Genomic DNA, 26,420 nt, shown 5'->3' on the forward strand with positions numbered 1-26,420 from the left:
ATGCAGACGACCTTGAGCGAAAGCGCCAGCCAATTGCCTCGTGCCGCAGAAGCCGAAAGCATTCTGCGCACCTGCGTGCACTGCGGGTTCTGCAACGCCACATGCCCGACCTACCAATTGCTCGGCGATGAACTGGACGGACCACGGGGCCGCATCTATCTGATCAAGCAAGTGCTGGAAGGCAACGAAGTCACGCAAAAAACCCAACAGCACCTGGACCGCTGCCTGTCATGCCGCAACTGTGAAACCACCTGCCCGTCGGGCGTCGATTACCACAACCTGCTGGACATCGGTCGGGCGGTGGTCGATGCGGCGGTGCCGCGCCCGCTCGGGCAGCGCCTGTTGCGCGAGGGGTTGCGTCAGACCGTGCCGCATCCCGAGGTGTTCAAGGGCTTGATCAATAGCGGTCAGGTGTTCCGCGCCCTGCTGCCCGACACCCTGCAAAGCAAATTGCCGCGCAGTGCACTCCCGGCCAAGCCGCGGCCCATGGTCCACCGTGAGCGACAGGTACTGATGCTCGAAGGTTGCGTGCAACCAAGCCTGTCACCCAACACCAATGCCGCTGCGGCGCGGGTGCTGGACCGACTGGGGATCAGCGTCATCGCGACCCGCGAAGCCGGTTGCTGCGGCGCCGTGGACTACCACCTGGACGCCCAGGCCGTCGGCCTCGATCGTGCCCGACGCAACATCGACGCGTGGTGGCCGGGCATCGAAAAAGGCGCCGAAGCGATTGTGCAGACTGCCAGTGGTTGCGGCGCCTTCATCAAGGACTACGGCCATCTGCTCGCCAGCGACCCGGTCTATGCCGACAAAGCGAAAAAGGTCAGTGCGCTGGCCCGGGATCTGGTGGAAGTGTTGCGCGATGAACCGCTGGAAAAGCTCGGCATCCATGCCTCGCAGCGCGTGGCATTCCATTGTCCCTGCACCTTGCAACACGGACAGAAACTCGGCGGTGCCGTGGAAGCGCTGCTGACCAGGTTCGGTTTCACCCTGACGTCCGTACCCGATGGGCACCTGTGCTGCGGTTCGGCGGGCACCTATTCGCTGACTCAACCCGAACTGTCGCGGCAACTGCGAGACAACAAGCTCAACGCCCTGGAAAGTGGCCATCCCGAGGTCATTGTCACGGCCAACATCGGCTGCCAGTCACACCTCGACGGCGCAGGCCGAACCCCGGTGCGGCACTGGATCGAACTGGTCGAAGCCGCCTTGCCTTAATTGAACGCTGGAGACGCCCATGAACCGCAAAGCCGTCCTGAGCCAGACCGAAGTCGGCCAGATCCTCACCGCCGCCCGCGCCGAAGCACAGGCCAACCAATGGGCCGTGACCATCGTGGTAGTCGATGACGGCGGCCACCCGCTGGCCCTCGAACGCCTCGACGGCTGCGCGCCCGGCAGTGCGTATATCGCCACCGAAAAGGCGCGCACCTCGGCCCTCGGGCGGCGCGATTCGAAAAGCTATGAGGACATGGTCAATGGTGGGCGCTACGCTTTTCTGTCAGCACCGTTGCTGACCTCGCTGGAGGGTGGCGTGCCGATCATTGTCGATGGCCAGGTGATCGGCGCTGTCGGCGTGTCGGGTGTCAAGGCCGAGCAGGATGCGCAGGTGGCCAAGGCCGGGGCGCAGTGCCTGAAATAAGCTTTTGGCATCACCTTTCCCCCTGTGGGAGCGGGATTGCTCGCGAAGACGGCGGCACATCCGACATCCATGTATCTGACACACCGCATTCGCGAGCAAGCCCGCTCCCACAGGGTCAGTGTTAGACCCGCCGAGAGGAGTTGCACCCATGACCCGCTTAACTGCCAAAGACTTCGCCCCGGAACTGCTGGAGCTGTACGACTACTACGCCCACGGCAAAATTGATCGCCGGGAGTTTCTCGATCGTGCAGCGTTGTTTACCTTCGCAGGATTGACAGCTGGCGCCCTGCTCGCGGCGCTAAGCCCCAACTATGCGCTGGCCGAGCAGGTCGAGTTCACCGATCCGGACATTGTTCCCGAGTACATCACCTACCCGTCGCCCAAGGGCCATGGCCAGGTTCGTGGTTATCTGGTGCGCCCGGCCAAGGCCACCGGCAAGGTGCCGGCGGTGGTGGTCGTGCACGAGAACCGCGGACTCAACCCGTACATCGAAGACGTGGCCCGGCGTTTGGCCAAGGCCGGTTTCATCGCCCTCGCCCCGGATGGCCTGACCTCTGTCGGCGGTTACCCCGGCAATGACGACAAGGGCCGCGAGCTTCAGGCCACGGTCGACCCGGAAAAGCTGATGAACGATTTTTTCGCCGCTGTCGAGTGGATGATGAAATACCCAGCCGCCACTGGAAAAGTCGGCATCACCGGGTTCTGCTACGGCGGTGGCGTGACCAATGCAGCCGCCGTGGCCTATCCAGAACTGGGTGCCGCCGTGTCGTTTTATGGCCGTCAGCCAACGGCCGAGGAAGTGCCGCGGATCAAGGCACCGGTGATGCTGCACTACGGCGAACTGGATACGCGGATCAACGAAGGCTGGCCGGCCTACGAGAAAGCGTTGAAGGCCGCGGGCAAGACGTATGAGGCCTACATTTATCCGGGCTGCAACCATGGTTTCCACAACGACTCCACGCCGCGCTACAACGAGGCGGCGGCCAAACTGGCGTGGGAGCGGACGTTGGGGTGGTTTCGCAAGTATCTGGTTTGAATTGAAGTCAGAGGCCAGCAGGGCCGGCCTCTTCGCGAGCAAGCCCGCTCCCACATTGGATCTTTGTCGGACGCAGATTTTGTGTCCACTTGAGTTCCCTGTGGGAGCGGGCTTGCTCGCGAAAGCGGTATTACTGCCGCTGACTACTTCGGCTGAGCCACGGTGCGCAGATACGGCTTCAAGGTCTTGAAGCCATCCGGATATTTCTTCTTCGCCTCTTCGTCAGACACCGAGGTCGGGATGATCACGTCCTCACCCGGACGCCAGTTCACTGGTGTGGCGACGGTGTGCCTGGCATTCAGTTGCAGGGAATCGAGCAGGCGCAGCACTTCATCGAAATTGCGCCCGGCGCTCATCGGGTAGATCAGCATGGCCTTGACCTTCTTGTCCGGGCCGACAATGAACACCGAACGCACCGTGGCGTTGTCCACCGCCGTACGCGCGCCGCCGCTGGCATTGGGGTGGATCATGTCGTAGAGCTTGGCCACCACCAGGTTTTCGTCGCCGATCAGCGGATAGTTGACCGCCGTGCCCTGGGTCTCGGCGATGTCACCGACCCAGCGGTTGTGGTCACTGACCGGGTCGACGCTGAGGCCGAGGACCTTGGTGTTGCGCTTGTCGAATTCCGGCTTGAGTTTGGCCAGGTAACCCAGTTCGGTGGTGCATACCGGGGTGAAATCCTTGGGATGGGAAAACAGGATGGCCCACCCATCGCCGATCCATTGGTGAAAATTGAGGGTGCCTTCGGTGGTGTCGGCGGTGAAATCCGGTGCTTCGTCGCCAATGCGGATTGCCATGTTCTATCTCCTTGCAGTAATGGACAGGGACGCCGCCAGAACAACGAATGAACGGCCAGCGGCATGGACGCGAATCAGTATAGGAGAGGTTCGACGACTCGCCGTAACGGGTTGAACACGTCGCTAGCCCACCAGCGCAATCAGTTGTTGACGCTGGGCATCGGTCAGCATCGGGCCGAAACCGGCCCGGGCATTTTCCGCCATGTAGCGCGGGTTGCCGGTGCCCGGAATCACGCAGGTCACCGCCGAATGCGACAGCAGGAACTTCAGCGCCAGTTGCGGCCAGCTCTTGACCCCGACTTGCGCCGCCCAACCTGGCAGCGGTTTATCCTTCAGCCTCGCCAGCAAGCCGCCACCTCCGAACGGCCGGTTGCAAATCACCGCCACCCCACGCTCGCGGCACAACGGCAGCAGGCGTTTCTCGACACCGCGATCATCCAGGGCGTAGTTGATCTGTAAAAAATCCAGCGGCTCTGCCTTCAGTACCGCTTCCACTTCTTCATAGGCCGACGCCGTGTAATGGGTGATGCCGATGTAGCGAATGCGCCCTTGTTCCTTCCAGTGACGCAAGGTCGGCAGGTGCGTCTGCCAGTCCAGCAGGTTGTGGATTTGCATCAGGTCGATATGTTCGGTCTGCAGCAGGGCGAAGGATTGTTCCATCTGCGCGATGCCCTCTTCACGGCCCCGGGTCCACACCTTGGTGGCCAGGAACGCTGGCGAGCGCGGCTCATGGATCGACAGCAACTCACCAGTGGTCTGTTCGGCGCGACCGTACATCGGCGAGCTGTCGATGAGCTTGCCACCCTTTTTGAACAACGCATCCAGCACTGCGGGCAAATCTTTGCAGGCCGGTTGCGAAGGCTCGACATCGAATCCGCGATAAGTGCCCAACCCTACGATCGGCAAGGACTCGTTGCTGGAAGGAATGGCGCGGGTCTGCATGGTCTTGCCTCCTGTTTCCGTCGACGGCGCCGGTTGCGCACCTGCCGAAGACCGCCGAAGCACCGGCAGCCAGCGTGAGTATTTCTCTATGGGTTAACCCTCAGGATGGCTCATAAAACGTTTCTCACCAGTCATCGGGATTCTGCCCATCGCGCCGACACTCCGGATAACCCGCGCCATGAGTCGATTGACTACACTCTGAAAGCCTTCCGGCAATAGCCGCGTTCTAACCCCGAGCAGTCAATGCCGCCCACTAACGTTAGTCGAATGTCGCGCCCCCTGATGTTACTTATCGTCATCGTCGCTGCGTTGTACCTGGCGCTGTGCGTGGCGCTGTTCGTGTTTCAACGGGCACTTATTTACTACCCGCAACCTCGCGCCGTCGGGACATCCGGGACGCTGCTCACACTGCCCGTCGCCGACGCACAGGTGCTGGTTTCCTTCCGGCCTCACGATGGCCCGAACGCGCTGATTTATTTTGGCGGCAATGCCGAAGACGTCTCGCGCAACTTGCCTGAGTTCACCCAAGCGTTCCCTGACTACGCGCTATATCTGCTGCATTACCGTGGCTATGGCGGGAGTTCCGGCTCGCCTTCCGAAGAGGCCATTGCTCGCGACGCCATCACGTTGTTCGACAAGGTGTATGCCAGCCATCCGCATGTGGCGGTGGTCGGACGCAGTCTGGGTTCGGGCGTTGCCGTGCGCCTGGCCACCCAGCGCCCGGTGGCACGGCTGGTATTGATCACGCCCTACAACAGCCTCGAAGGGCTCGCCGCCCGACAGTTCCGCTGGTTCCCGGTGCGCTGGTTGTTGAAGGATAAATTCCAGTCCTGGCAGTACGCCTCCCGCATCACGGTGCCGACTCGCCTGATTGCCGCCGAGCATGATGAAGTGATTCCGCGTTCGAGCACCGAGCGTTTGTACACACACTTCGCCAAAGGCGTGGCGTCGCTGCAGGTAATACCGGGTACAGCGCATAACTCGATCAGCGAAAGCCCTGAATACTTCAAGGCGCTGGGGGATGGGTTGTAGCCAGAAAACTGGAACAGACCAGTGACCTGTGGCCGTTCGTCCGAGAATTCGCCTCCACCCAATAAAAACATATTTTTATGCCTATATTGATATTGTCGAACGTTCCCACTTTCAGAGGGTGCCGTCATGAATATCAAAACCTTGGCTCTGATCCTGCTGGCTTTCTGTGCGCAACCGGTCTGGAGCCAGACTCCCCCCGTCTCCCCCGCCACTGCCGCCGTCGATAGCCCCGCACTGACCACGCGTTTGGCCCTGCGCGACCTTTGGGTCGAGCACATTTTCTGGATCAGGAACTACGCGCTTGCCAACCAATCCGCCGACCAAAAGCAGGCCAAAGTGGCGACGGACCAGGTCGTCGACAACGCGACCAAAATCGCCAACAGCATCGCCCCGCTCTACGGCCAACCGGCGGCGGATCAACTGCTCAAGCTGCTGGCCGGGCATTGGGGCGCAGTGAAACACTACAGCGATGCCACCGTCGCGAAAAACGCGAAAGGCAAGCAGGCTGCGGTCGCCGAATTGACCAGCAATGCCAAGGCCATTGCGGCGTTTCTGGCCACGGCCAACCCCAATCTGCCCGAGGCTACACTGGTGACGATGTTGTCGACCCATGGCGGTCATCACATTGCCCAGATCGATGAGTTTGCCGCACACGATTACGCCGGCGAAGCCCGCACCTGGGCGATGATGCGTACGCACATCCTGGCGCTGGCCGACGCGTTGACCGGTGCGCTGGTCAAGCAATTCCCGGACAAGTTCTGATATTGCGGAGGGCAAACGATGCTGGAAGGACTGGGCCGAACACAGCAGGACCTGCTCAATGCACTGCTGCACCATGGGGGCGGCATGAGCATTGACGAGTTGGCTGAACATCTGGCCGTCACGCGCACGGCGATCCGCCAACATCTGGCGGCGCTGGAGCGTGACGGTCTGGTGCTGCGCGGCGACACCCGTCCGACGGGACGTCGTCCGGAGCAGCTGTATCGGCTCACCGACCATGCGCGGGAGCAGTTCCCGCGCCACTATCAGCTACTGGCCAGCGTATTGATTGATGAAGTGGCGGGCATCATCGGTCCTGAAGCCCTGGCCTCGCTGATGCGCAGCATGGGCCGCAAGCTGGCTTCGGACCTGGAACAACAGGTCGTGGATGAAGCCACGATCGTCCAGCACATGAACCAGACGGGCTACGAAGCCGAGGTGTTTTTTCGCTCAGCCGGCACCCCGGAAATCGTCGCCCATAACTGCGTCTTCCATCGACTGGCCGCTGCCCATCCGGTGGTCTGCCAACTGGACCTGGCCTTGATCGGCGCGTTGGGTGGCGGTGAAGTCGAACACAGCGAATGCATGGTGCGCGGCGGGCAAGTCTGCCGCTTCAAGCTGCACCCGACCGAGCCCCCGGACATCGCGACAGAGGCTGCCTCTGCCAATACCGATCAGCCAGCCTAGTGCTTGCGTGCCAGCCGTTGCTGCCAGTTTCCGGCGTTGTCCCGCTGACAGGCTTTCTCAGAGTCGAAAAACCCGTGGGCTGCCCCTGGTGTCGGGCGAAAACGCCATCATCCAGACCTGCCGACACCCTTCGTCGGACTCGTGGCTTCGCCCGCAAATAGACACGTGCCCCGCGTGAACCTTGTTTCGAGGCGCCAGTCATAGCCCAGCGCTTTTCCCCCACTTTTCTTCGTTGTCATCTCATCAGAGTTGCCCGTCCCATGCGCCAAACTGTCGTTGCCTTGCGCTTTTCTTCGCTGTGCCTGTTTTCCCTGCTCCCCGTCTTTGCCAGCCCCGCTCACGCCGATGGGCAACGGCAACTGGTAGACGCCATCAATGACTATCGCGCCCATCCGCAACGCTGCGACCGGCGGCCCGCGCAACGTTTATCCCCCCTGACGCTCAAGTCGAACCTGGCCTTACCCGTTGGCTATGGCGGTGGGTTGCGGGACCGGTTAAAGGCTTCCGGCTATCAGGCAACAATGGTGCGGTCTATCCGCGTGGTGGGTGCACGGGATGCCGAAGAAGCGTTCGACTTGTTCCAGGACGAGCATTGCGCCGCATTGCTCGACAACCAATACGCCGATATCGGCGTCAGCCGCGCCGGGAATGAGTGGCAAGTGGTATTGGCACGGCCGGTGCTCGACGGGCAAACCGGTGACCCACGCAGCGCCGGTCAAGCGTTGCTGGCTCAAGTCAACGCGGCCCGGGCCAGGCCGCGACTTTGCGGTCGCCAGCGTTTTGCCGCTGCACGGCCGCTGTCCTGGAGTGCAGCCCTGGGCTCCGCAGCACAAGGCCACAGCAAGGACATGGCCTACGGCAATTATTTCGCGCACCAGGACCCCGACGGTGACATGCCGGCAGACCGCGCCAGAGCCGCCGGTTACCGTGGCCGGCAGATCGGCGAAAACATCGCCGCCGGGCAAGGTTCGCCCAGCAAGGCCATGGCCGGATGGCTCGCCAGCCCCGGGCATTGCGCCAACCTGATGAACCCGATGTTCACCCAGGTCGGTGCCGCTTACGCCGCCAACCCGCGCAGCGACGAAGGTGTCTACTGGACAATGCTGTTTGGTGCGCCTTGAGCCGCTGACCAGACCCACCTTGCGGGCATTAAAAAGCCCGCACTGGGCGGGCTTCGCGGGTGAGTATAAGTAGGTGGCCGGTGCTGGTCTCCGGCTTACAAGGTTTATCAGGCCTCCCACAAAAGAGCCGTGAAACTGTAATAGAACTCTTCTGCTTCACACGGCATAAGGGCTGGATCCCAGCGCGGGGATCTTTCTAACCGTGTACCCTTCGGAACGCGCCCCACGTCTCCTTGCTATCCTTTTGCGCATCAGTCTGCGTTTTCACCTACAAGTTGAGGATAGCAAAACAGGCACAGTTGCCAACCGGGCTTTTAGACCGATTTCGACCAGCAGAAAACATGGCAGGACGGAAAAATACTATTGATACGCAGATGACTGCGATCTCCATCATCACCGACACAAATTCGCTCTTGTGGGAGCGGGCTTGCTCGCGAAGGCGGTGTGCCAGACGACATTGATGCTACCTGACACACCGCCTTCGCGAGCAAGCCCGCTCCCACAGAAGTGGTCCAATTGCTCTGTGTACGTGCCTCATGAAGGCCGACGCACCACCCTCACCTTGCCGCTATCGCCGCCACCGCAGAACAACCGCTCGCCGCCATCGGACTCCAGCCCCGACACGCCGACGCCTTCCGGCATTTTCAGGCTCTGCAGCACTTCGCCCGATTGCGGATCGATCCGGCGCAGCTCGCTTTCATCGCCTTCCCACGTACCGTGCCACAGCGCGCCGTCCACCCAGGTCACGCCGGTGACGAAACGGTTGGATTCGATGGTACGCAGGATTTTTCCGCTGTCGGGGTCGATCTGGTGAATCTTGCGTTCGCGGTACTGCCCCACCCACAACGTCCCTTCAGCCCAGGTCAGGCCCGAATCGGTGCCGGCGCCGGGGGCAGGAATCGTCGAGAGGATACGGCCGGTGCGGGGGTCGATTTTGTGGATGCGATCTTCGGCGATCTGGAACAGATGTTCACCGTCAAATGCAGTGCCGGCATGGGCAGCGACATCGATCGAGCTCAGTACCTCGCCACTTTCCGGGTCCAGGGCGTTGATTTTGGTTTTGCTTGCGAACCAGACCTTTTCGCCGTCCCAGGTGACGCCGCACACATGGCCGACATCGGCAAACGGACCATATTCACGAATGATTTCAGCAGTTGCGTGTTTCATCTGGCATTCCTCAATGGGGGGGTGGTGGCGTTCATCCTAGCCACCGGGCAGCGGTGCCGGGAGTAACAAGGTCGTCGCGAATCCCGGCACGGGCGGCGTCATCCAGCGCCGCGCGCGACCACGGCCAAACCACTGCACCTTGCCCTCTGCCGCCAGCGCATCGAGCGCCCGTTGCACCGTGCGCTGGCTGGTGCCCAGCGCCAGTGCCAGGGCAGAACTCGACCACGACTCACCATCGGCAAGGCAGGCAAACACCGCGGCAAATTTTTCTTCGACTGATGGCGCCAGTGTCACCACCTCCGTACACACCGGTGATTGCAGGGCATAGCCACGTGCCGTCGCGATGACGCCGGCCAACGGTTTGAGTGCTTGACGCAGCCTGCCGATTTCAACGCGAAGCCGGACGCGATGGGATTCATCCGAGAGCTTCAAACGGAACGCCCGGGCGATCAGCGTTTCCCGCGGAACGTCGGCGGGCCACGCTTCGGCCAATGCGCGCACGAGCATGAACAGAATCGGGCGCGTAGCGAGCGACACCGACATGCCGCAGCCACGCACAATGTACCGGCAGGCATCCACCACCAGCGACGTTGAACCGAGCAATACTTCAACTTCATCGAGCAACAGCGTCCGTATTTCACCCTGGGCAATCAGGCGTGCCGCGGGGGCATCGAGCAGACGCGCAGCGTGTTCGACCTCGGCCATCAGCGCGGCAATCCCCGTTTGACGGGCAGCCTGCGTGGCCGTCATCAACGCCATCCGTGCCGCGTTCGATTGCAGGCGTCGAATAGCGATTCCCGCCATGACCAGTTCGTGGGTCGCACGCAGTGCCGGCGGCAATGGGCCCGGATCAAGTTTGGTGAGTAACTGCTGCGCCGCGTCGAGCTGACCGATCAGCAGCAATCGGCGGACTTGCAGATACCGCGCATGGGCGGCATTGATCCGGTCACCGTGGTGTTCAAGCGTGACCCGCGCCGCTTCCAGCGACTTGACCGGCCATCCGAGTTCCCGCGAAGCCAGGGCGATTTCGGCCTCAGCCACCACGCATCGCGCACGGGCCAGCAATTCCCTGGGCGCAAATGCCCGCTGCGCACGCTTGATCAGTGCCCTGGCCCGCACCAAATCGCCCAACTGCGCCATCGCGATACCGCGCAGGGCCAGCGCCGGCGCATCGTCGCGCAATGCCACGCGGTCCAGTGCGCCAAGTGGATTCCCTGCCGCCAGCGCCTGTGCGGCTGCCGTGATCATCGAGTCCATCGAAATCCCGCCACGCTTGTCACTCCCACCGTTCGATACCCGGGTTTAGTCTAATTCTGGACCTTTCACCAGGAGCGTACAGCGATGAACACGCACGAAACCGCGACCCGGGAACAATGGCTGGCGGCACGTTTGCAACTGCTCGAAGCGGAAAAAGCGCTGACCCGACGCAGCGATGAAGTGGCCAGGCAACGCCAGGACTTGCCATGGGTTCGCCTCGACAAGGCGTACCGATTCGATACCGACAACGGCAGCGCAACCTTGGCCGAGCTCTTTCAAGGGCGCTCGCAACTGCTGGTCTACCACTTCATGTTCGGCCCCGACTACACGGCCGGCTGCCCTTCCTGCTCAGCCATCGCCGATGGCTTTGATCCCGTCGTCATCCACCTGGCGAATCATGACGTGACACTGATGGCGATATCCCGCGCGCCGTTGGCGAAACTGCAGGCTTACAAACGCCGGATGGGCTGGACCTTCCCCTGGGCCTCGGCCGCCGATAGCGACTTCACCGCCGACTTCAACGTTTACTTTACCGAAGCGCAGCAGCGTCAAGGGCTCGTCGAGTACAACTACCAACGCGGCGGGCATGCCATGGACGCCAGTCAGGTCCCGGAACCTGTGAAGCAGTTCGCCGCGACCTGTGGCACCGATGCGCCGACCTATACCCGCGACAGGCCGGGGCTGAGCGCGTTTGTGTTGGAAAACGGCGAGGTCTACCACACCTATTCCACCTACGCGCGGGGTCTGGACGGGTTGTGGGGCATGTACCAATGGCTCGATCGCGCACCCAAGGGGCGCAATGAAACGGGTCCCTGGTGGCGGCGGCATGACGAGTACCGGTGAGCACGCCATTGCTGCGTTTTTTCCGCCCTGGAGCCGAGGAGCGTGAACCGCGTCGATTCAACCACTCGTCGCAAAGGCACGACGTTGCCTATTGACGGAGCGAGGCTTCTGCCGGAGATTAATTACATCGCATACGACACGATCGTATGCGACAACAAATCATCTACTGCAACGTTCGAGGATTCACCCCATGAGCAAGATCGAAAAAGTCCTGGTTACCGGCAAGACCCACACCACCCTCAACAGCGCCGGCAACACGTCGCGCGGCCATAACGGCAACCTGGACATCGAACTGTCGTCCCCTGGCAATCCTGAACCGGCGCATGTTTTCACTGCAATCCAGCCCCACCCGACCGCCGAGCAATTGTTCTCGGGGGCCTGGTCGGCCTGCTACATCGCGGCGGTCGGGCTGGCGGCCCGGCAACTGAAAGTGACACTGCCACCTGATGTGGCTGTCGACATCGAAGTCGATCTGGGCCAGACCGGTGCGGCCTACTTCATTCAGGCCCGATTGACCCTGCGTGTGCCAGGCCTGTCACACGAAATCGGTACCGAACTGGCACACCTGGCGGACTCCATCTGCCCGTACTCCAAAGCAACACGCGGCAACATTGACGTAGCCATCAACGTCCTCACCGCGTAACGCGACGTTCGGCCGGATCGCCAGTCTCAACCCCTACGATCCGGCCGGCGCTCCCTGGAGCCTCAAGCACAGCGAAGACGAGTGCCGAGCGTTCGAGCACTTCCGATGCTATCGCACACGACGTATAGTCGAATGCCTGCACGCCTTCCGTCTCCGGCCAGAGAGAACGCCCATGAAGTCCACCGACAAGACACTCCCCACTGACCTGAAACTCGCCGACTTCCTGTGTTTTGCGGTCTATTCCACCAACCTCGCGTTCGGCAAGGCCTACAAGCCGATGCTCGAGCAGCTCGGACTGACCTACACGCAATACATCACCATCGTGGCGCTGTGGGAGGAAGACAATCAAACCGTCGGCAGCCTGGGTGAAAAGCTGTTTCTCGAATCCAACACCCTGACGCCGATCCTGAAAAAGCTCGAAGCGATGGGCTATGTGATGCGTCAGCGCGCCCCCGAAGATGAGCGTCAGGTGCGAATCAGCCTGACCGGCAACGGCCGGCAACTGCGCAATGAACTGCCGGACAACGGCATGCTGGAAACCGGCCTGGAGCCGGAAGAATTCGTGCAAATGCAGAAGGCCATCGTGAGGCTGCGCAACAATCTCATTCGTTCAACCAACGCCGATAAGTGAGCGCCCGCAACGTCACTGGCTGCAGTTGGCAACATTTCTCTTTCAAACGAGAGGCCTCGAGCCGCGACACCCTTTGTAGCAGCTGCCGAGCCCGCGAGGCTGCGTTCGGCTGCGAAGCAGTCGTGAGTTCAGCTGACACGGTTTGCCTGACGTAGCGCAATGACTGATTTTACGACTGCTTCGCAGCCGAACGCAGCCTCGCGAGCTCGGCAGCTGCTACAGATCGCATTAGCGCTTAACAGACCGGTATTAGGCCTCGGGGTAGATATATTTTTTATTCTGTCTGGTTTCATCCTGGCCTATGTCCACGGGAAAGACTTTGCAGACAGTGTTCGTCCAAGGGGAGCGATCAAGTTCTGGGTGGCCAGCGGCCAGAAGCAGGACTGACAACGAACCCGGCCATTACGCAGGTGTCATAACAGCTGATGGCGTCGCAAATGTTCAACGGCCTCGGGCCAACTTCATTCACGAGCGATGCTTACAATTCACACACTTAAGGGTGCGCCGGATACCTCAGTGGATTCGGTTCCTGCCTGGCGCAGGCGCTAACCGCTGCTCTCATCCAATGCTCCCTCAGCGGAGTACGCAAATGACCCAATCAATGCGGTTCTTCCTGTCGATCTTCCTCGCGACTGCAGCATTGGTATCGACTGGTTTCCTGAACAATGCCGGAGCGGCCACCGCCGAGGATCTGAATGCCGACTCTCGACAAGCGTTGCAAATGCTCTACAAGACCCATCCATTTTCCGAAACCATCTCGCACAATGCCAAAGCGGTGCTTGTTTTTCCGAACATCATCAAGGCGGGGCTAGTGTTCGGCGGCAGCTATGGTGAAGGCGTATTGATGAAAGGCACGAAAGTCGAGAATTACTACAACTCTGTCAGCGGGTCATGGGGGCTACAGGCCGGTGCCCAGTCGTATGGCTATGTGGTTTTCCTGATGAACGATAAAGCTGTGAAGTACGTAGCTGAAACCAAAGGCTGGGAAATCGGTGTGGGGCCAACGGTCGTGGTAGTGGATGCAGGGGTCGCGAAGAACCTGTCCAGCTCGACGCTGAAAGACGATGCCTACGCGTTCATCTTCGACCAGCAAGGATTGATGGCGGGGGTCAGTATCGAGGGAACGAAGATTTCTCTGATCAAGCGCTAAATTCAACCGTTTGCTTTGCCATCGGGAGCGTGATGGCAGCCTGTGCCAACCCGGAGTTTAGGCTAGGCTGTCCTCACTTCTGGCGCACAGACACACCTGGTGATTGGGAAGCTGCCTGGAGGAGCCAGGCTTGCATTTGCTGAATCCACCGTTCATTGACTCAGGTCTAAACATTGAACGACCGAATCCTGATAATGATCTTTCATATTTTTAGGTAGGCCTTGAATGTCTCCTCAGCTCTTCCCGATTCACGGCCTTGTGAGCTTCACCCTCGCCATCCTCCTGCTTTTCCTCGGCAAAACCCTTGTCCAGCGCAACGCCTTGCTCCGTCAATACTGTATTCCCGAATCGGTGGTTGGCGGCTTTGTCTGTGCGGCGGTGACGACCCTGTTTTACTTCGGCCTCAATATCGAGATCGAATTTGATCTGCAAATTCGCGACACCTTGCTGCTGTATTTCTTTGCTGCCATTGGCTTGAAATCGGACATGCGCCAACTGCTCAAGGGAGGACTGCCGCTGCTGATCCTGCTGGTGCTCGCCGCTGTGTTCATTGTCCTGCAGAACGCACTGGGCATGGGTGTGGCCGAGGCATTTGGGCTCGCGCCCAAGGCGGGTTTGATGGTGGGCTCCGTTTCCCTCACGGGTGGCGCGGGCACCACCCTGGCCTGGGCACCGCTTTTCGTCGACAAGCTGGGAATCAATAACGCGCATGAACTGGGCATGGCCAGCAACACCGTCGGCCTGATTGCCGCTTGCGTGATCGGCGGTCCGATCGCCAACCGACTGATACGTCGTCATCGACTGACGCCTTCCGGGGATGCGGCGCTGGAAGTCGGCATTTTCGAGCAACAACCGAGCAAGCCAATGGACTACTACGACGTGCTCTGGGCGTGGATGTGGCTCAACCTGACGCTGATGCTCGGCTACGGACTCAACCTGCTGTTAGTCGATGCGGGCATCACCCTGCCCAAGTTCGTCAGCTGCCTGTTCGCGGGCATCGTCATTCACCACATCGTTCTCGCCGTGATCGGTGATCAGCGGCTGAAAACCTGGAGCGGCGCCAGCCTGGGTCTGTCGCTGATCTCCGATATCTGTCTGGGCATGTTTTTGACCATGGCCCTGATGGGGCTTCAGTTATGGCAACTCAACGGCGCGCTGATGTTCATTCTGTGCGCCTTGACCCTGCAAATTCTGCTGACGGTCATCTATACGTATTTTGTGGTCTTCCGATTCATGGGGCGCAATTATGAAGCCAGCGTGATTGCTTCCGGATTCGGCGGGATTGCCCTCGGTTCCACGGCGACGGCCATCGTCAACATGTCGACCGTGACGCAAAAATACGGTGCGGCCCACCAGGCCTTCCTGATCGTGCCGCTGGTGTGTGGCTTTTTCATTGACCTGGTCAATGCCGTGATCATCAGCATGTTCAGTGGTCTTTAGCGCCCGCCTCGGGCGCGCATTCATTCAACAGCACCATGCCCCGTACCCGAATCAGCATCCTCGAAGCGCAAATTACCTTCGGTAATGACCGTGACCGCGGTGATGCCCGGGCGCGGGTGCAGGGGCGGGCCGATAGACACAACCTCAGGTCAATTGCTGACACCCCATGGATCTACACCTCTTGTAGACCTAAACTTTGCATCTCCTTGCCCTCCTCGCCGATTGTTGTACGGGTTCCATGACTGAGCACGCCAAGTACCATCACGTCTCCGAAGTACCCGGCCTGGTGCTGGGTTCCGCACGCTTTGCGGATGTCGGTTTCGACCGCCATTACCACCTCGATTTCCACATTGGCTTTGTCACCGAAGGCATCCAGCGTCATCGATCGAAAGGCGAGTCGTTTCTTTTAGGTCCGGGAAGCATTGCCCTGATGCCGCCGGGTGAAATCCACGATGGGGTGTCCGAGGGCGGCGGTGCTTATACGCTCAAGACATTCCGTCTGTCGCAGGCGCTGGTCGCGAGTCTGGCCGAGGAGATCAGCGGTCGACCGAGAGAGCTTGAGTTGACCAGTGTGTTGCTGGAAGACGCGGGACTTGTCGGCAAGCTGTGCGGGCTGCACGAAGCGATGCAGCAGACCGTTGGACCCGGCAGCCTCGCGTTGCAGACGCAATGGATCACCCTCCTTGAACACCTGTTGAGCCAGTCACGGACGACCAAGCCCGAAACGATTGCAGGCACGCTATCCCCCCTGCAATGGTCTCGCGTCAGGGACTATTGTTTCAGCCACATCGATGAGCGAATCACCCTCGATGATCTCGCTGGATTGTGCGGTCTGGGCCGCTTCCCGTTTCTCAAGCAGTTCAAGCGGACCGTCGGCATGACGCCACACGCGTGGCTGCTTCGCCTGCGCCTCGAACGGGCCTGTGGCCTGCTATCGCGCAGCGAGCAACCGATCATCGATGTCGCCCACGCTGTCGGCTTTTACGATCAAAGCCATTTCAATCGCGCCTTTCGACAGGCATTTGGCGTCGCGCCCTCGCGCTACAGGACCTAGGGGGCGTTCCGAAGACCGTCAATTTTTTACAAGCGCGACAACCCTCCCCCTCCCTAGGATGCGCCAATCCGGGCGAAACACCTTCGCCTGCGCAGCCGAGAACTGGATGATGAACGGTGAAACAAACAGACCGCCCGCTCTGGGTTTTTCAAGTGACAACATCGCAGGCGCATCGCCGGAGGTGGCGCAAGCCATCGTGAAACACAGCACAGGCCAGGCGAGCCCCTACGGCACCGACGAGTTGACGGCACAGGTCCAGCGCAAGTTCAGCGAGATCTTCGAGCGCGACGTGGAAGTCTTTCTCGTGCCCACCGGCACCTCCGCCAACGGCCTGTGCCTGAGCGCGATGACGCCACCCTGGGGGAATATCTATTGCCATCCGGCCAGTCACATCAACAACGATGAATGCGGCGCGCCCGAGTTCTTTTCCAACGGCGCGAAGCTGATAACCATCGATGGCCCATCGGCCAAGCTGGACATCACCCGCCTGCGCGAGCGGACTCGCGAGAAGGTCGGCGATGTACACACGACTCAACCTGCCTGCGTCAGCATCACTCAGGCCACCGAAGTCGGCAGCATCTACACCCTGGACGAAATCGCAGCCATCGGTGACGTCTGCAAGTCAGCTTCCCTTGGCTTCCACATGGATGGGTCGCGGTTTGCCAACGCCTTGGTGTCGCTGGGTTGCTCTCCCGCAGAAATGACGTGGAAGGCTGGCGTCGATGCCCTGTCGTTTGGTGCCACGAAGAATGGTGTGCTGGCGGCGGAAGCCATCGTCCTGTTCAACGCCTCGCTCGCCACCGAGCTGAGTTACCGGCGCAAGCGCGCAGGTCATCTGTTCTCCAAGATGCGTTTTCTGTCGGCGCAGATCGATGCGTACCTGACCGACGATCTCTGGCTGCGCAATGCACGCAAGGCCAACGATGCCGCGCTGCGTCTGGCGCGTGGGCTTGCTGGCCTGAGCGGCGTAGAAGTATTGGGCGACACCGAGGCGAATATCCTGTTCTGTCGGCTAAACCCGGCAATCATCGAAGCGCTGCTACGGGCCGGGTTCGGGTTCTACCATGATCGCTGGGGACCGAACATCGTTCGCTTTGTCACGTCGTTCGCAACCACCGCCGAGGATGTCGATCACCTGTTGAGGCAGGTGAGGCTCGCTACCCGTGCAGATTAGGGATAACGGCGGCGGCCAGTTAGTCAGATCCTTCTGACAACTTGCCTGATCCTGTCGGGGATGACTGGCTACCACTTACTTCGTTGTATCGAGGACAAGCCGGCCACGTAAGTGACGGCCCATGCTTTTCTCGATCGCCACTTTCGCATCACTCAAGGGGTATGCCTCAACGTCGACCGTGAGGTGTCCCTTGTCGAACAGTTCGGCAATGAGCGAAAGCTGCCGGCCATCCGAACGGGTGGCAAAGTTGGCGGGGGTCACGCCATAGTCGTTGGCCAGCGACATGTTCGGCAGGCTCACCGGCGATACCAGCACACCGTTTCTTTTCAGTACCGCAAAGGAACGGGTCTGTGTGTCGCCGCCCACCAGATCCAGTACGACATCGACGCCGGACACCCGCTCTTCGAATGCCTGGGTCGTATAGTCGATGGTGTAATCGGCACCGAGGTCTTTCAAGTAGGCATGATGGTGTGCCGAGGCCGTTGCGTAGACTTCCGCGCCCAGGTATTTGGCAATCTGCACGGCCATGCTGCCTACGCCACCGGCCGCGGCGTGGATCAACACTTTTTGTCGCCGTTGCACACCCGCGTGTTCAGTCAGGGCCTGCCAGGCTGTCAGGGCCGTTGCGGGGACAGCACCGGCCTGCAAGGCACTGAGCGATTTTGGTTTCAGAGCCAGTTTTGCAACCTGGGCGACGGCTTTGGTCGCATAACCACCAACGATGTTGATGAAGCCAAACACTTCATCACCGATGCTGAACTCAGTGACGCCCTGCCCCACCGCCACCACCGTACCGGCCACTTCGACACCCGGGGTAAAAGGCAGCGGCAACGGGATGAACGCTTTCATGGCTCCGGAGAGGATCTTCCAGTCAATCGGGTTCACCCCGGCTCCGGCGACATCGATCAGCACTTCACCGACACCGGCCACCGGGTCGGCAATATCTTCCAGACGTAAAACTTCAGGGCTGCCGTATTCGTACACGCGTATGGCTTTCATGGATGCCTCGATCATTGAAAAAGAAGGGAGAAGAACATTGCGCTGCGAGGGGCTGGCCTTCGCAGCGCGGGGGTATCAACGACGGCGAGCGTCGAGGCTGAAACGACCGGCACCGAAGGCCACGACCTGCAGAAGGCCACCCGCCATCGCGATGTTCTTGAAGAAGTGGATGAACTGGTTTTGATCGCCCAGGGCGTTATGGAAAGCCAGGGCGGTAAACACGCTGAACACAGCCAGTACAGCGGCAACGGTGCGGGTACGGTAACCGGCGATCAGCGCCAGGCCACCACCGATTTCAACGATGATCGCCACCGCCAGCGCCAGTTGCGGAAGCGGAAGACCAACAGAGCTGATGTAGCCGACCATCATGGCCGGCGCGGCCAGTTTGGAAAAACCGGAAAGGATGAAGATTGCGCTGAGCAGTACGCGGCCGATCAACGAGGCCGAGGCTTGGGTGACGTCGGAACGGCTCTGTTCAGAGGTGGCGGAATGAGCGATGTTTGCGGAAGTCGTCATGAGGTATTTCCTTCAATTGGGTGCGATTCGACATGAACCGCCCTGGTGAGGAAATGTTGCTCTTGCTCAGCTATCCTGAATAGCTGACTAATTTAGATCATTAGATTCGATAAATTAGAAAAGTAAACCCACATAGCCGGTAAAGGAGTTCAATCTTGCAACTTGCCGAGCGACGTCTTGTTCGAGGAAATTGGCATGATCTCTGACCCGGGAACACCGACACTGGACCAACTGCGCGTGTTCCTGACGGTCGTGGAAGTCGGCAGTTTTGCCGCGGCCGCCAGAAAACTGCACCGGGCCACTTCGGTCATCAGCTACTCGATCGCCAACCTGGAAATGCAGCTCGGCGTGTCGCTGTTTGACCGTCAGACCACCCGCAAACCCCAGCTCACCGATGCCGGCCGCACCGTGTTGGCCGAAGCCAGAACCATCGCCAACGGTATTCATGGATTACGCGCCAAAGTGAAGGGCCTGCTCCAGGGGCTCGAAGCCGAAGTTCACGTGGTGCTCGATGTGATGCTGCCCCCCGAGCGCGTGGTGGACGCACTCAAATCCTTTCGCGAAGAGTTCCCGACCGTTGCCTTGCACTTGCACATGGAAGCCCTCGGCGCCGTCACTGAACTGGTGATCAACCGTGGCGCAATCGTCGGCGTCAGCGGGCCGATGAATGAAGGCATCGACGGTATCGAAAGAATTGGCGTCGGCAGTGTCGAATTGATTCCGGTGGCGGCCCCGAATCATCCACTGGCCTCAAGCGACTCGAACGTTCCGGGCGCCGGGCGAGAGTTCACGCAACTGGTGCTGTCCGACCGTTCGGTGCTGACCAAGGACAAGGATTTCGCCGTGCTCAGTAACCGCACCTGGCGGCTGGCGGACCTGGGCGCCAAGCACATGCTGCTGCGTGAAGGCATCGGTTGGGGGAACATGCCAGCCCCGATGGTCCAGGAAGACCTGGAGAGCGGCCGGCTTGTGCTCCTGAACATTCCGGAATACAAAAGCGGAAAATATGCCTTCGACGTCATCTACCGCACGGATCTGCCACCAGGCCCCGCCGCACGCTGGTTGATTGACCGCTTCGTTCAACAAAGCGCGATGCAGGAGAGGTGGATGATGTCCTGATTGGGGCCTAATCTGAATAGGTACGACGTTGAACACGCCTCTTGATACAGGGGAACCGGGATGACGGGACATACAGCACGCCAATGCTCGCCATGGATCCTGCTCTCCCTGCTCGCCGTCAACCTGGCGCTGCTAGCCGGATGTTCAGGCAAAGCCACCACGGCTCCACATCCTGCCTCAAACACCGGCTCAAACACCGGCTCAGTCTGCTTTGCAAAAGCACTTCCCACTGTCGGCGAAGGTGGCCTCGCCTGGGCCGACACCCTGGACATGGCTCGGCAAAAATCCCTGAGTAATTGCATACGCTATGCCGGCCGATCCGGCGGTACACCGGATACCTGTCACGTGGTATCGGCGGAATGTAAACATTGATCGAGCGGTTTTTCGTTTCTGCGCCGCTTTTGCCTTTCTGTGCGACAGATCCCACTTCAGGGGCTCCCGTTTCACACGCTGGTGGTGGTAGTTTGGAGATGTTTCTGATCAGACGATCAGATATTTCTTACAAACCGCCTGCAAAGGAATGCCCCCAGCAATGGATTTTTCACTCAAGCACTTGGCCGCGACCACCCTCATGCTCGCCAGCCTCTCGTCGTTCACCAGCGCTGCCCACGCCAACATCACCCCGCAACAGAGCTCGATCATCCTCAAGACCTTCAGTGATGCATCGGTCAAGGATTTCAGGCAGTTCCTGGGAAGTCTGGCCACGAGCGATTTCGCCAAAACCGACAACCTCGGCCCGGCCATCAGTGCGTTCCTCGACAACAAGACGCTTACCGCTGAACAGCAAAACGAAATCCATCGCCTGCTTGGCCTTTACGCTCGGGTGAAATACGGCAGCGCGGCCACCGAAACCTTGAAGGAGCTGGTAGCCATTGCGACCGTGCGCGTGGATGGCGTTGCCCAGCACGAGAATCCCGAATTCCTCAAGATAGCCGAGAAGATCAAGGGCCTTGCCCAGGCGTTCAACCTGAACTTTCGCAACATCGACAACCGCGTCTATGAGATCTCCCTCGAAGGCAGCGGCGATGAAGTCGTAGGCATTCACGCCCATGCCGATGTGGTACCGGTAACGCCGGAGAACTGGGTGCTGCAGGACGGCACCCGCCTTGATCCATTCAAGGTCACTCTGGTCGGCGATCGCATGTATGGCCGCGGCACCGAGGATGACAAGAACGGCATCGTGGTGGCGCTCTACGCCATGAAGATCATCAAGGAAGAGCAGCTGCCACTGGCCAGAAACTTCAAGCTGCTGGTCGACACCACCGAAGAAACCACGGGCGACGCCATCCCCTATTACTTCGAACGCAACCCGACGCCCAACTACAACCTGGCACTGGATGGCGGCTATCCGGTGGTGATCGCCGAGAAAGGCTATGGCACCGTCATGGCCAGCTTCGCCAAGCGTAAAGCTGAAGGCAAAGGCGCGGAAATCATTTCAATGACCGGTGGCCTGGCCACCAACCAGATTCCGTCGACATCGGTCGTGACCCTGGTGACCGACAAGCCCGCCGAACTGGCCGCCAGCCTGCAAAAGGCCGGCACTGAGTACGCCAAGCGCAACGGCGGCAACTTCGAAGTGGCTGCCAAGGTCGACGGCAAGGGCGTCAAACTGACCGTCACCGGCGTTTCCGCCCACTCCTCCGAGCCTGAATCCGGCGTCAACCCGGTGGCAAGGATGCTGGACTTCATCAATAGCCTCGACGGCAAGGTCGCACTCAAGCACAACCAGATCACGGACGCCGCCCGCTACGCTGCCGACAACTGGGGGCTGGACTACCTGGGTGGCAAGTTGGGGGTCGGTTTTTCCGATGAGTTCATGGGCCCGCTGACCACTTCCCTGACCTATGTCGGGATGGATGACAAAGCCTTCAAACTCGCGGTCAACCTGCGCGTGCCGAAAGGCAAAACGCCAGAAGTGCTCAAATCCGAAATCGCCGCAAAGCTGGACGCCTGGAGCAAGAAAACCCACATCGCACCCGCCTTCGACTTATCGATCGCCGAACCGATGTACCGCAACCCCGAGGGTGAATGGGTCAAGGCCCTGCTCACCGTGGCCAGCGAAAACCTTGGCATGGAACACAAGTCCGGCACCTCCGCCGGCGCCACGTCCGTGCACGAGCTGCCCAACGGCGTGCAGTTCGGCCTGGCCATGCCAGACGTCAAATACACCGGTCACAACGACAACGAGTTCAAGACCACCGGGCAGTTCCTGCTGGACCTGCAGATCGTGACCGAGATGATGGGACGTATCGGGCAACTGCCGAAACTCTGATCCCTTTCGGACCCGCCCTTCTGGCGGGTCCACTCAGTTGGATCGCGTACGTGGATGACTTCAAGCTGCTGATGCTGTTGTCACTGGCGGTCATACCGTTGTTGCTGATTATCAAGCCCCCAAAAGCCCAGGCACATGAAGAGCCGGCACCGGTCATGGAGTAATCCCGGATCGACACGCAACCGTGCGCGACGACTAAGCTTTTGTAATGCCACCTCGTCCCTCTAGGAGAAGTCCATGAGCGCCGCCTCCCTCTCCGAACTCGATGAAGCCCTGCCCGGTTTGACCCGCAAGATCCGCGTGCTGGATGCCCTGTCCTGGCCCGATGGCGTCGAGGAAGACTTCCTGGCGAAATGGCGCAACGGGCGGGCCGAGTTACCCAAAGTCAAATTGCAGCCCCGCGAGCACAGCGCCGACATCGCCGCCCTGGAAACCTTTATCAGCCGTTGCGATGTGGGGCATCCGGCCGGGAATTTCCTTGCAATGACCGCCCGTAGCTATGCCACGGCCGGACACATGCTGGGGGCCATTGGCACTCCCGCCTTTACGCAGTTTTCGTCAGCACTGTACCGGCGCCCGGATTTCTATTACACGCGCCTGCAACTGAGCATGCTGGACGCGGCCCGTTTCTTCCTCAAGACCACCGACGCCCTGCTCGGCGGTGCGCGGATTCCGCCCTGCCCGGCCGAGATCCCGGCCAAGGTTTTCGCTGCCTGGATTCAACCGGAACTCGACCGTTTCTTCGGCGTCGGACAGATCACCGTAGTACTCGATCCGAACCTGGCCGCCAAAGCCATCGCCGGATCGAGCCGCATTCGCCTGCGGGCCAGCGCGCTGTTCACTGAGCTGGACAAGCATCAGCTGTTGCAACACGAGGCCTTTGTGCATGTCGCTACGGCACAAAACGGTGCGCGGCAACCCAACCTCATTAGCCTGGGCCTGGGAGCGCCCCGCACGACCCAGACCCAAGAGGGCATTGCCACCCTGGCCGAACTGTTCACCGGCAGCATGGACATCAACCGCCTGCGGCGCCTGGCCCTGCGCGTGCTCGCCGTCCAGCAGGCGCTGGAGGGAGCCGATTTCATCCAGGTGTTCGAAGGTTTTCTGGCTGCCGGGCAGACGCCAGAGGAGTCCTTCCGCTCAACCCAGCGGGTCTTCCGCGGCGCCGACCTGCGGGGCGGTTCGGCGTTTACCAAGGATGCCGCTTACCTGACGGGGTTGCTCGGCGTCCACACCCTGCTGCGCATTGCAATTCGCGATAACCGGCCGGAGCTGGTGGGGCATTTGTTTGCAGGGCGCCTCAGCCTGGCTGACACCGTGCGCCTTGCACCACTTTTCGAGTCCGGCTGGCTCAAGGGACCGGTCTATCTCCCAGCCTGGGCCAGCGACCTGCGTCTGCTCGCGGCCAATCTGGCCTTCTCTGCGTTCATCGCCCAGATCAAGCTGGAGGTGCTTGACCTGGACGTGTTCATGGCATTCGCCGAAGAACACGAAAGCGACGCCAGCGCCCAGTGAGCAGATTGACGCTGTTTTAAAGACAACCTGAATCCTTCGAATGAGCTGCTACCATTAAGAAGCGGCATCGAAGCTGGGCTCTGTGGCTTGCAAACTCAGCTTTCACCTCTCCTGCATTGACTCACTCTTTTCAAGCCTGCCTGACTACATAGGGGGTGCAATGCGCATTCCATTTTTTTACGCGTTGTCAGCCGTACTGTTCTTGAGTGGATCTTCCTGCCTGGCACTGGCTGAGGATGGGACCGCTGCCGCACCGGCCCCGGTTCCGGCACCCGCCGCAGCCCCCGCACCGGCAAGCGCGGCCACTACAGCGCCCGTCACCCCGGTGGTCAAGGATCCGGTGTTTAACCAGGAACAGCTGGATCAGATGCTCGCGCCCATTGCGCTTTACCCGGACCCACTGTTTGCACAGGTGCTGATGGCCACCACCTACCCCGGGGAAGTCGGCGAGGCGGTCAACTGGTCCAAGGCGCACCCGGACGCCAAGGGTGACGACGCGGTTAAACAGGTGGCGAACCAGCCCTGGGATCCGAGCGTGCAGGCGCTGGTCGCCTTCCCTCAGGTTCTGGCAACACTGGGACAGGATCCCGTCTGGGTCCAACGCCTGGGTGATGCCTTCCTGGCGCAACCCGACGATGTCATGGAAAGCGCGCAACGCCTGCGTCGCCAGGCACAGGCCGCCGGCAATCTGCAGAGCAACCAATATCAGAACGTGACGATCCAGAATGTCGCGGCGCCGGTACCTGCGACCACGAACGCGGCCCCGGCTCCAGCCCCTGAGTCGGCCCCGGCCAGCAACTCCACCATCATCATTCAGCCTGCCGATCCGCAGGTGGTGTACGTCCCCACCTATAACCCGACAACCACCTACGGCACCTGGCCCTACCCGGCGTCGCCGCCCGTGTACTATCCACCGCCACCGGCCTATTACCCTGGTCAGGCCCTGATGGCCGGACTCGCGTTTGGTGCCGGTGTGGCGATCATTGGATCGTTGTGGGGTGAATGTGACTGGGGCAATAACGACATCGATATCGACGTCAATCGTTACAACAACATCAATGCCAACAACCGGATCACCAATAACCAGAACAAATGGCAGCACAACCCGGTGCACCGCAATGGCGTGCCCTATCGAGACAGCGCGAGCCGCGCACAGTACGGCCGCCAACTGAACGGCGCCAGTCAGCGTGAAGCCTATCGCGGGGACAATGCCCAGCGCGCCCAGGCCCGTGAAAATGCCCGCAATTCAATGGACAAGCACGGTATCGAACGACCTGCCACCAGCAACCGCGAAGCCCGTGATCAAACACGCAAACTCCAGTCCGGAACCTCGGGCGGCAATCGGTTGCAAGCCGGTGCAGACAGACCCAAGGCGGCTGACAGAGGCCAGGGCACGGCCCGAAACACCCGGGAAAATCAGCAACCCAGGAACCAGGCCGCACAGCTGAATCAACGTAAAGAAGGCCAGGCGCAGGCACGTCAAGCGACGAACAAACGGCCGGCCGCCAGTACGGGCAGTGCTCGCAACAACGCCTTCGCCGGCGCACGTTCACCGTCCCAGGCCAACCTCCAGGCCAATCGTGGCCGGACCAGCCAGGCATCCGCCCAACGCCCAAGTGCCGCGCGATCAGCCGGTCACCAGGTCAGTCGGCCGTCCAATCCACCAGCGCGTCAAAGGGGGGGCCGTCGTTGAAAAACCATCCTCGAGTGAAGGGACTCATGGGCCTGCTCCCACCTGTCCTTGCGATAGCTGCCGGCCTGGTGTGGTCGTGCATGGCGACGGCACAACAGGCCTTTCCAACGCCCGAAAAGGCTGTTGAAGCGTTCGTCGAAGCACTGGGTACGGAACACGCCGACCAGGCACGCCTGACCGAGCTGCTGGGCAGTGACTGGCACAGTTACATCCCCCGTGAAGGCGTGCAGCGCGAAGACGTGGATGCGTTTTTGCAGCAATACCGCGAGCAACACCGCATTGAAAATCCCAGCGAGCGCAAGGCAATCCTGGCGGTTGGCAGCAAGAACTGGACACTGCCCATCCCCATGGCAAAAGACGCCAACGGTTGGCGCTTCGACATGAAGGCCGGCAGTGCCGAAATCCGTACCCGTCAAATCGGCCGCAACGAACTTGCCGCGGTGCAATCGGTGCTGGCCTATCACGACGCGCAGATGGACTATGCGTCAGTCGATCGTGACGGTGACGGCGCACTCGAGTATGCGCAGAAAATCTTCAGCACCCCCGGCAAGCACGACGGACTCTATTGGGCCGAGGACGACAGCGGCCAGATCAGCCCCTTGGGGCCTTCGTTCGGCAAAGCCATTGCCGACGAAGAGTGGCACGGTTACCGCTTCCGCATCCTTGATGGCCAGGGTCCTTCGGCACCGGGTGGCGCCTACAGCTACCTCATCGGTGACAAGATGAGCCGGGGCTTTGCGCTGATCGCCTGGCCGGCGAAATACGACGACACCGGGGTGATGAGTTTCATGATCAGTCATGAAGGACAGGTGTTCGAGAAAGACCTGGGACCCGGTGGGGAAAAACTGGCGAAATCGATGAAGCGCTTTGATCCGGATGACAGCTGGAAAGAGGTGGCCGAAGATCAGGAGTAGCAGGGTGTCACTGACCTGCT

At 60.4% G+C, this 26,420-nt stretch carries 26 protein-coding genes and 1 pseudogene; 20 read left to right on the forward strand and 7 right to left on the reverse strand.

The features are described from left to right. From glcF to yghX, 3 genes are all read left to right on the forward strand, one after another. On the forward strand, positions 1-1,218 hold the full coding sequence (glcF, locus tag ABIA48_RS02755) for a glycolate oxidase subunit GlcF (protein ID WP_429486952.1): 1,218 nt from the start codon (positions 1-3) through the stop codon (positions 1,216-1,218). Between the two features lie 19 nt (positions 1,219-1,237). Beyond that, positions 1,238-1,639, forward strand: coding sequence for a heme-binding protein (locus ABIA48_RS02760; RefSeq protein ID WP_429486953.1), 402 nt, complete (start codon positions 1,238-1,240; stop codon positions 1,637-1,639). A 148-nt stretch (positions 1,640-1,787) separates the two neighbouring features. Further along, positions 1,788-2,675: a YghX family hydrolase gene (gene yghX, locus ABIA48_RS02765; RefSeq protein ID WP_429486954.1), complete on the forward strand. Its 888-nt coding sequence runs from the start codon at positions 1,788-1,790 to the stop codon at positions 2,673-2,675. A 143-nt stretch (positions 2,676-2,818) separates the two neighbouring features. Here the strand turns inward: yghX and ABIA48_RS02770 are convergent, their stop codons facing one another. Together ABIA48_RS02770 and ABIA48_RS02775 are read right to left on the reverse strand one after the other, a co-directional pair. After that, positions 2,819-3,472: a peroxiredoxin gene (locus ABIA48_RS02770; RefSeq protein WP_007986459.1), complete on the reverse strand. Its 654-nt coding sequence runs from the start codon at positions 3,470-3,472 to the stop codon at positions 2,819-2,821. 123 nt (positions 3,473-3,595) lie between these two features. Beyond that, a complete protein-coding gene (locus ABIA48_RS02775; protein ID WP_429486955.1) occupies positions 3,596-4,414 on the reverse strand; it encodes an aldo/keto reductase in 819 nt (272 codons plus the stop codon). A 243-nt stretch (positions 4,415-4,657) separates the two neighbouring features. Here ABIA48_RS02775 and ABIA48_RS02780 point away from each other — a divergent pair, with 243 nt between their 5' ends. From ABIA48_RS02780 to ABIA48_RS02795, 4 genes are all read left to right on the forward strand, one after another. Beyond that, a complete protein-coding gene (locus tag ABIA48_RS02780) occupies positions 4,658-5,446 on the forward strand; it encodes an alpha/beta hydrolase (RefSeq protein WP_429486956.1) in 789 nt (262 codons plus the stop codon). Between the two features lie 126 nt (positions 5,447-5,572). Next, the gene (locus tag ABIA48_RS02785) at positions 5,573-6,208 is read left to right on the forward strand and encodes a hypothetical protein (protein WP_429486957.1); all 636 of its coding nucleotides are present in this window, start codon (positions 5,573-5,575) and stop codon (positions 6,206-6,208) included. 18 nt (positions 6,209-6,226) lie between these two features. Continuing rightward, a complete protein-coding gene (locus tag ABIA48_RS02790) occupies positions 6,227-6,892 on the forward strand; it encodes a helix-turn-helix transcriptional regulator (protein WP_429486958.1) in 666 nt (221 codons plus the stop codon). 260 nt (positions 6,893-7,152) lie between these two features. After that, positions 7,153-8,013, forward strand: coding sequence for a CAP domain-containing protein (locus tag ABIA48_RS02795; protein WP_429486959.1), 861 nt, complete (start codon positions 7,153-7,155; stop codon positions 8,011-8,013). A gap of 534 nt (positions 8,014-8,547) precedes the next feature. Here ABIA48_RS02795 and ABIA48_RS02800 read toward each other — a convergent pair. Together ABIA48_RS02800 and ABIA48_RS02805 are read right to left on the reverse strand one after the other, a co-directional pair. Further along, on the reverse strand, positions 8,548-9,180 hold the full coding sequence (locus ABIA48_RS02800; RefSeq protein ID WP_429486960.1) for a PQQ-binding-like beta-propeller repeat protein: 633 nt from the start codon (positions 9,178-9,180) through the stop codon (positions 8,548-8,550). Positions 9,181-9,216: 36 nt separating this feature from the next. Continuing rightward, complete coding sequence (locus ABIA48_RS02805; protein ID WP_429486961.1) at positions 9,217-10,437, reverse strand: helix-turn-helix domain-containing protein; 1,221 nt, start codon at positions 10,435-10,437, stop codon at positions 9,217-9,219. A gap of 84 nt (positions 10,438-10,521) precedes the next feature. Between ABIA48_RS02805 and ABIA48_RS02810 the strand changes: the two genes are divergently transcribed. From ABIA48_RS02810 to gltS, 5 genes are all read left to right on the forward strand, one after another. Continuing rightward, the gene (locus tag ABIA48_RS02810) at positions 10,522-11,280 is read left to right on the forward strand and encodes a DUF899 domain-containing protein (RefSeq protein WP_429486962.1); all 759 of its coding nucleotides are present in this window, start codon (positions 10,522-10,524) and stop codon (positions 11,278-11,280) included. Positions 11,281-11,470: 190 nt separating this feature from the next. Next, a complete protein-coding gene (locus tag ABIA48_RS02815) occupies positions 11,471-11,923 on the forward strand; it encodes an Ohr family peroxiredoxin (RefSeq protein WP_429486963.1) in 453 nt (150 codons plus the stop codon). A gap of 172 nt (positions 11,924-12,095) precedes the next feature. Continuing rightward, the gene (locus ABIA48_RS02820) at positions 12,096-12,554 is read left to right on the forward strand and encodes a MarR family winged helix-turn-helix transcriptional regulator (RefSeq protein WP_429486964.1); all 459 of its coding nucleotides are present in this window, start codon (positions 12,096-12,098) and stop codon (positions 12,552-12,554) included. A 589-nt stretch (positions 12,555-13,143) separates the two neighbouring features. Then, entirely contained in the window at positions 13,144-13,704 is a 561-nt protein-coding gene (locus ABIA48_RS02825; protein WP_429486965.1) for a YSC84-related protein, read from the forward strand. A gap of 225 nt (positions 13,705-13,929) precedes the next feature. Further along, positions 13,930-15,144, forward strand: coding sequence for a sodium/glutamate symporter (gene gltS / locus ABIA48_RS02830; RefSeq protein WP_429486966.1), 1,215 nt, complete (start codon positions 13,930-13,932; stop codon positions 15,142-15,144). 23 nt (positions 15,145-15,167) lie between these two features. On the opposite strand, the pseudogene ABIA48_RS02835 reads toward gltS, so the two are convergent. Next, positions 15,168-15,275 (reverse strand): annotated as a pseudogene (locus tag ABIA48_RS02835) (pirin family protein); the annotation flags it as partial. 107 nt (positions 15,276-15,382) lie between these two features. Here ABIA48_RS02835 and ABIA48_RS02840 point away from each other — a divergent pair. Together ABIA48_RS02840 and ABIA48_RS02845 are read left to right on the forward strand one after the other, a co-directional pair. Next, complete coding sequence (locus ABIA48_RS02840; RefSeq protein ID WP_429486967.1) at positions 15,383-16,198, forward strand: AraC family transcriptional regulator; 816 nt, start codon at positions 15,383-15,385, stop codon at positions 16,196-16,198. A 109-nt stretch (positions 16,199-16,307) separates the two neighbouring features. Then, entirely contained in the window at positions 16,308-17,372 is a 1,065-nt protein-coding gene (locus tag ABIA48_RS02845) for a threonine aldolase family protein (RefSeq protein ID WP_429486968.1), read from the forward strand. A gap of 75 nt (positions 17,373-17,447) precedes the next feature. Here ABIA48_RS02845 and ABIA48_RS02850 read toward each other — a convergent pair whose 3' ends face one another. Together ABIA48_RS02850 and ABIA48_RS02855 are read right to left on the reverse strand one after the other, a co-directional pair. Then, the gene (locus ABIA48_RS02850; RefSeq protein ID WP_429486969.1) at positions 17,448-18,371 is read right to left on the reverse strand and encodes an NADP-dependent oxidoreductase; all 924 of its coding nucleotides are present in this window, start codon (positions 18,369-18,371) and stop codon (positions 17,448-17,450) included. Between the two features lie 75 nt (positions 18,372-18,446). Then, a complete protein-coding gene (locus ABIA48_RS02855) occupies positions 18,447-18,887 on the reverse strand; it encodes a DoxX family protein (RefSeq protein WP_429486970.1) in 441 nt (146 codons plus the stop codon). A 195-nt stretch (positions 18,888-19,082) separates the two neighbouring features. Between ABIA48_RS02855 and ABIA48_RS02860 the strand changes: the two genes are divergently transcribed. From ABIA48_RS02860 to ABIA48_RS02885, 6 genes are all read left to right on the forward strand, one after another. Then, positions 19,083-20,006, forward strand: coding sequence for a LysR family transcriptional regulator (locus tag ABIA48_RS02860; RefSeq protein ID WP_310064408.1), 924 nt, complete (start codon positions 19,083-19,085; stop codon positions 20,004-20,006). Positions 20,007-20,066: 60 nt separating this feature from the next. After that, a complete protein-coding gene (locus ABIA48_RS02865; protein WP_429486971.1) occupies positions 20,067-20,378 on the forward strand; it encodes a hypothetical protein in 312 nt (103 codons plus the stop codon). Positions 20,379-20,538: 160 nt separating this feature from the next. Next, positions 20,539-22,278, forward strand: coding sequence for a dipeptidase (locus tag ABIA48_RS02870; protein ID WP_429486972.1), 1,740 nt, complete (start codon positions 20,539-20,541; stop codon positions 22,276-22,278). 237 nt (positions 22,279-22,515) lie between these two features. Then, positions 22,516-23,793: a tyrosine/phenylalanine carboxypeptidase domain-containing protein gene (locus tag ABIA48_RS02875; protein ID WP_429486973.1), complete on the forward strand. Its 1,278-nt coding sequence runs from the start codon at positions 22,516-22,518 to the stop codon at positions 23,791-23,793. Between the two features lie 160 nt (positions 23,794-23,953). Beyond that, positions 23,954-25,486, forward strand: coding sequence for a DUF3300 domain-containing protein (locus ABIA48_RS02880; protein ID WP_429486974.1), 1,533 nt, complete (start codon positions 23,954-23,956; stop codon positions 25,484-25,486). A gap of 26 nt (positions 25,487-25,512) precedes the next feature. Next, on the forward strand, positions 25,513-26,400 hold the full coding sequence (locus ABIA48_RS02885; protein WP_429486975.1) for a DUF2950 domain-containing protein: 888 nt from the start codon (positions 25,513-25,515) through the stop codon (positions 26,398-26,400). Positions 26,401-26,420: the final 20 nt, after the last annotated feature.

The organism is Pseudomonas sp. S30_BP2TU TE3576, assembly GCF_050436025.1.
GTDB lineage: Bacteria > Pseudomonadota > Gammaproteobacteria > Pseudomonadales > Pseudomonadaceae > Aquipseudomonas.

What these genes read in the sequence shown, in the direction of transcription:
- ABIA48_RS02880 (WP_429486974.1), top strand. Translation starts at nt 23,954, where the DNA reads ATGCGCATTCCATTTTTTTACGCGTTGTCAGCCGTACTGTTCTTGAGT.
- gltS (WP_429486966.1), top strand. Translation starts at nt 13,930, where the DNA reads ATGTCTCCTCAGCTCTTCCCGATTCACGGCCTTGTGAGCTTCACCCTC.
- ABIA48_RS02870 (WP_429486972.1), top strand. Translation starts at nt 20,539, where the DNA reads ATGGATTTTTCACTCAAGCACTTGGCCGCGACCACCCTCATGCTCGCC.
- yghX (WP_429486954.1), top strand. Translation starts at nt 1,788, where the DNA reads ATGACCCGCTTAACTGCCAAAGACTTCGCCCCGGAACTGCTGGAGCTG.
- ABIA48_RS02760 (WP_429486953.1), top strand. Translation starts at nt 1,238, where the DNA reads ATGAACCGCAAAGCCGTCCTGAGCCAGACCGAAGTCGGCCAGATCCTC.
- ABIA48_RS02810 (WP_429486962.1), top strand. Translation starts at nt 10,522, where the DNA reads ATGAACACGCACGAAACCGCGACCCGGGAACAATGGCTGGCGGCACGT.
- ABIA48_RS02865 (WP_429486971.1), top strand. Translation starts at nt 20,067, where the DNA reads ATGACGGGACATACAGCACGCCAATGCTCGCCATGGATCCTGCTCTCC.
- ABIA48_RS02795 (WP_429486959.1), top strand. Translation starts at nt 7,153, where the DNA reads ATGCGCCAAACTGTCGTTGCCTTGCGCTTTTCTTCGCTGTGCCTGTTT.
- ABIA48_RS02840 (WP_429486967.1), top strand. Translation starts at nt 15,383, where the DNA reads ATGACTGAGCACGCCAAGTACCATCACGTCTCCGAAGTACCCGGCCTG.
- ABIA48_RS02815 (WP_429486963.1), top strand. Translation starts at nt 11,471, where the DNA reads ATGAGCAAGATCGAAAAAGTCCTGGTTACCGGCAAGACCCACACCACC.
- ABIA48_RS02800 (WP_429486960.1), bottom strand. Translation starts at nt 9,180, where the DNA reads ATGAAACACGCAACTGCTGAAATCATTCGTGAATATGGTCCGTTTGCC.
- ABIA48_RS02770 (WP_007986459.1), bottom strand. Translation starts at nt 3,472, where the DNA reads ATGGCAATCCGCATTGGCGACGAAGCACCGGATTTCACCGCCGACACC.
- ABIA48_RS02785 (WP_429486957.1), top strand. Translation starts at nt 5,573, where the DNA reads ATGAATATCAAAACCTTGGCTCTGATCCTGCTGGCTTTCTGTGCGCAA.
- ABIA48_RS02860 (WP_310064408.1), top strand. Translation starts at nt 19,083, where the DNA reads ATGATCTCTGACCCGGGAACACCGACACTGGACCAACTGCGCGTGTTC.
- ABIA48_RS02805 (WP_429486961.1), bottom strand. Translation starts at nt 10,437, where the DNA reads ATGGACTCGATGATCACGGCAGCCGCACAGGCGCTGGCGGCAGGGAAT.
- ABIA48_RS02855 (WP_429486970.1), bottom strand. Translation starts at nt 18,887, where the DNA reads ATGACGACTTCCGCAAACATCGCTCATTCCGCCACCTCTGAACAGAGC.
- ABIA48_RS02825 (WP_429486965.1), top strand. Translation starts at nt 13,144, where the DNA reads ATGACCCAATCAATGCGGTTCTTCCTGTCGATCTTCCTCGCGACTGCA.
- ABIA48_RS02845 (WP_429486968.1), top strand. Translation starts at nt 16,308, where the DNA reads ATGAACGGTGAAACAAACAGACCGCCCGCTCTGGGTTTTTCAAGTGAC.
- ABIA48_RS02780 (WP_429486956.1), top strand. Translation starts at nt 4,658, where the DNA reads ATGCCGCCCACTAACGTTAGTCGAATGTCGCGCCCCCTGATGTTACTT.
- ABIA48_RS02790 (WP_429486958.1), top strand. Translation starts at nt 6,227, where the DNA reads ATGCTGGAAGGACTGGGCCGAACACAGCAGGACCTGCTCAATGCACTG.
- glcF (WP_429486952.1), top strand. Translation starts at nt 1, where the DNA reads ATGCAGACGACCTTGAGCGAAAGCGCCAGCCAATTGCCTCGTGCCGCA.
- ABIA48_RS02850 (WP_429486969.1), bottom strand. Translation starts at nt 18,371, where the DNA reads ATGAAAGCCATACGCGTGTACGAATACGGCAGCCCTGAAGTTTTACGT.
- ABIA48_RS02885 (WP_429486975.1), top strand. Translation starts at nt 25,513, where the DNA reads ATGGGCCTGCTCCCACCTGTCCTTGCGATAGCTGCCGGCCTGGTGTGG.
- ABIA48_RS02875 (WP_429486973.1), top strand. Translation starts at nt 22,516, where the DNA reads ATGAGCGCCGCCTCCCTCTCCGAACTCGATGAAGCCCTGCCCGGTTTG.
- ABIA48_RS02820 (WP_429486964.1), top strand. Translation starts at nt 12,096, where the DNA reads ATGAAGTCCACCGACAAGACACTCCCCACTGACCTGAAACTCGCCGAC.
- ABIA48_RS02775 (WP_429486955.1), bottom strand. Translation starts at nt 4,414, where the DNA reads ATGCAGACCCGCGCCATTCCTTCCAGCAACGAGTCCTTGCCGATCGTA.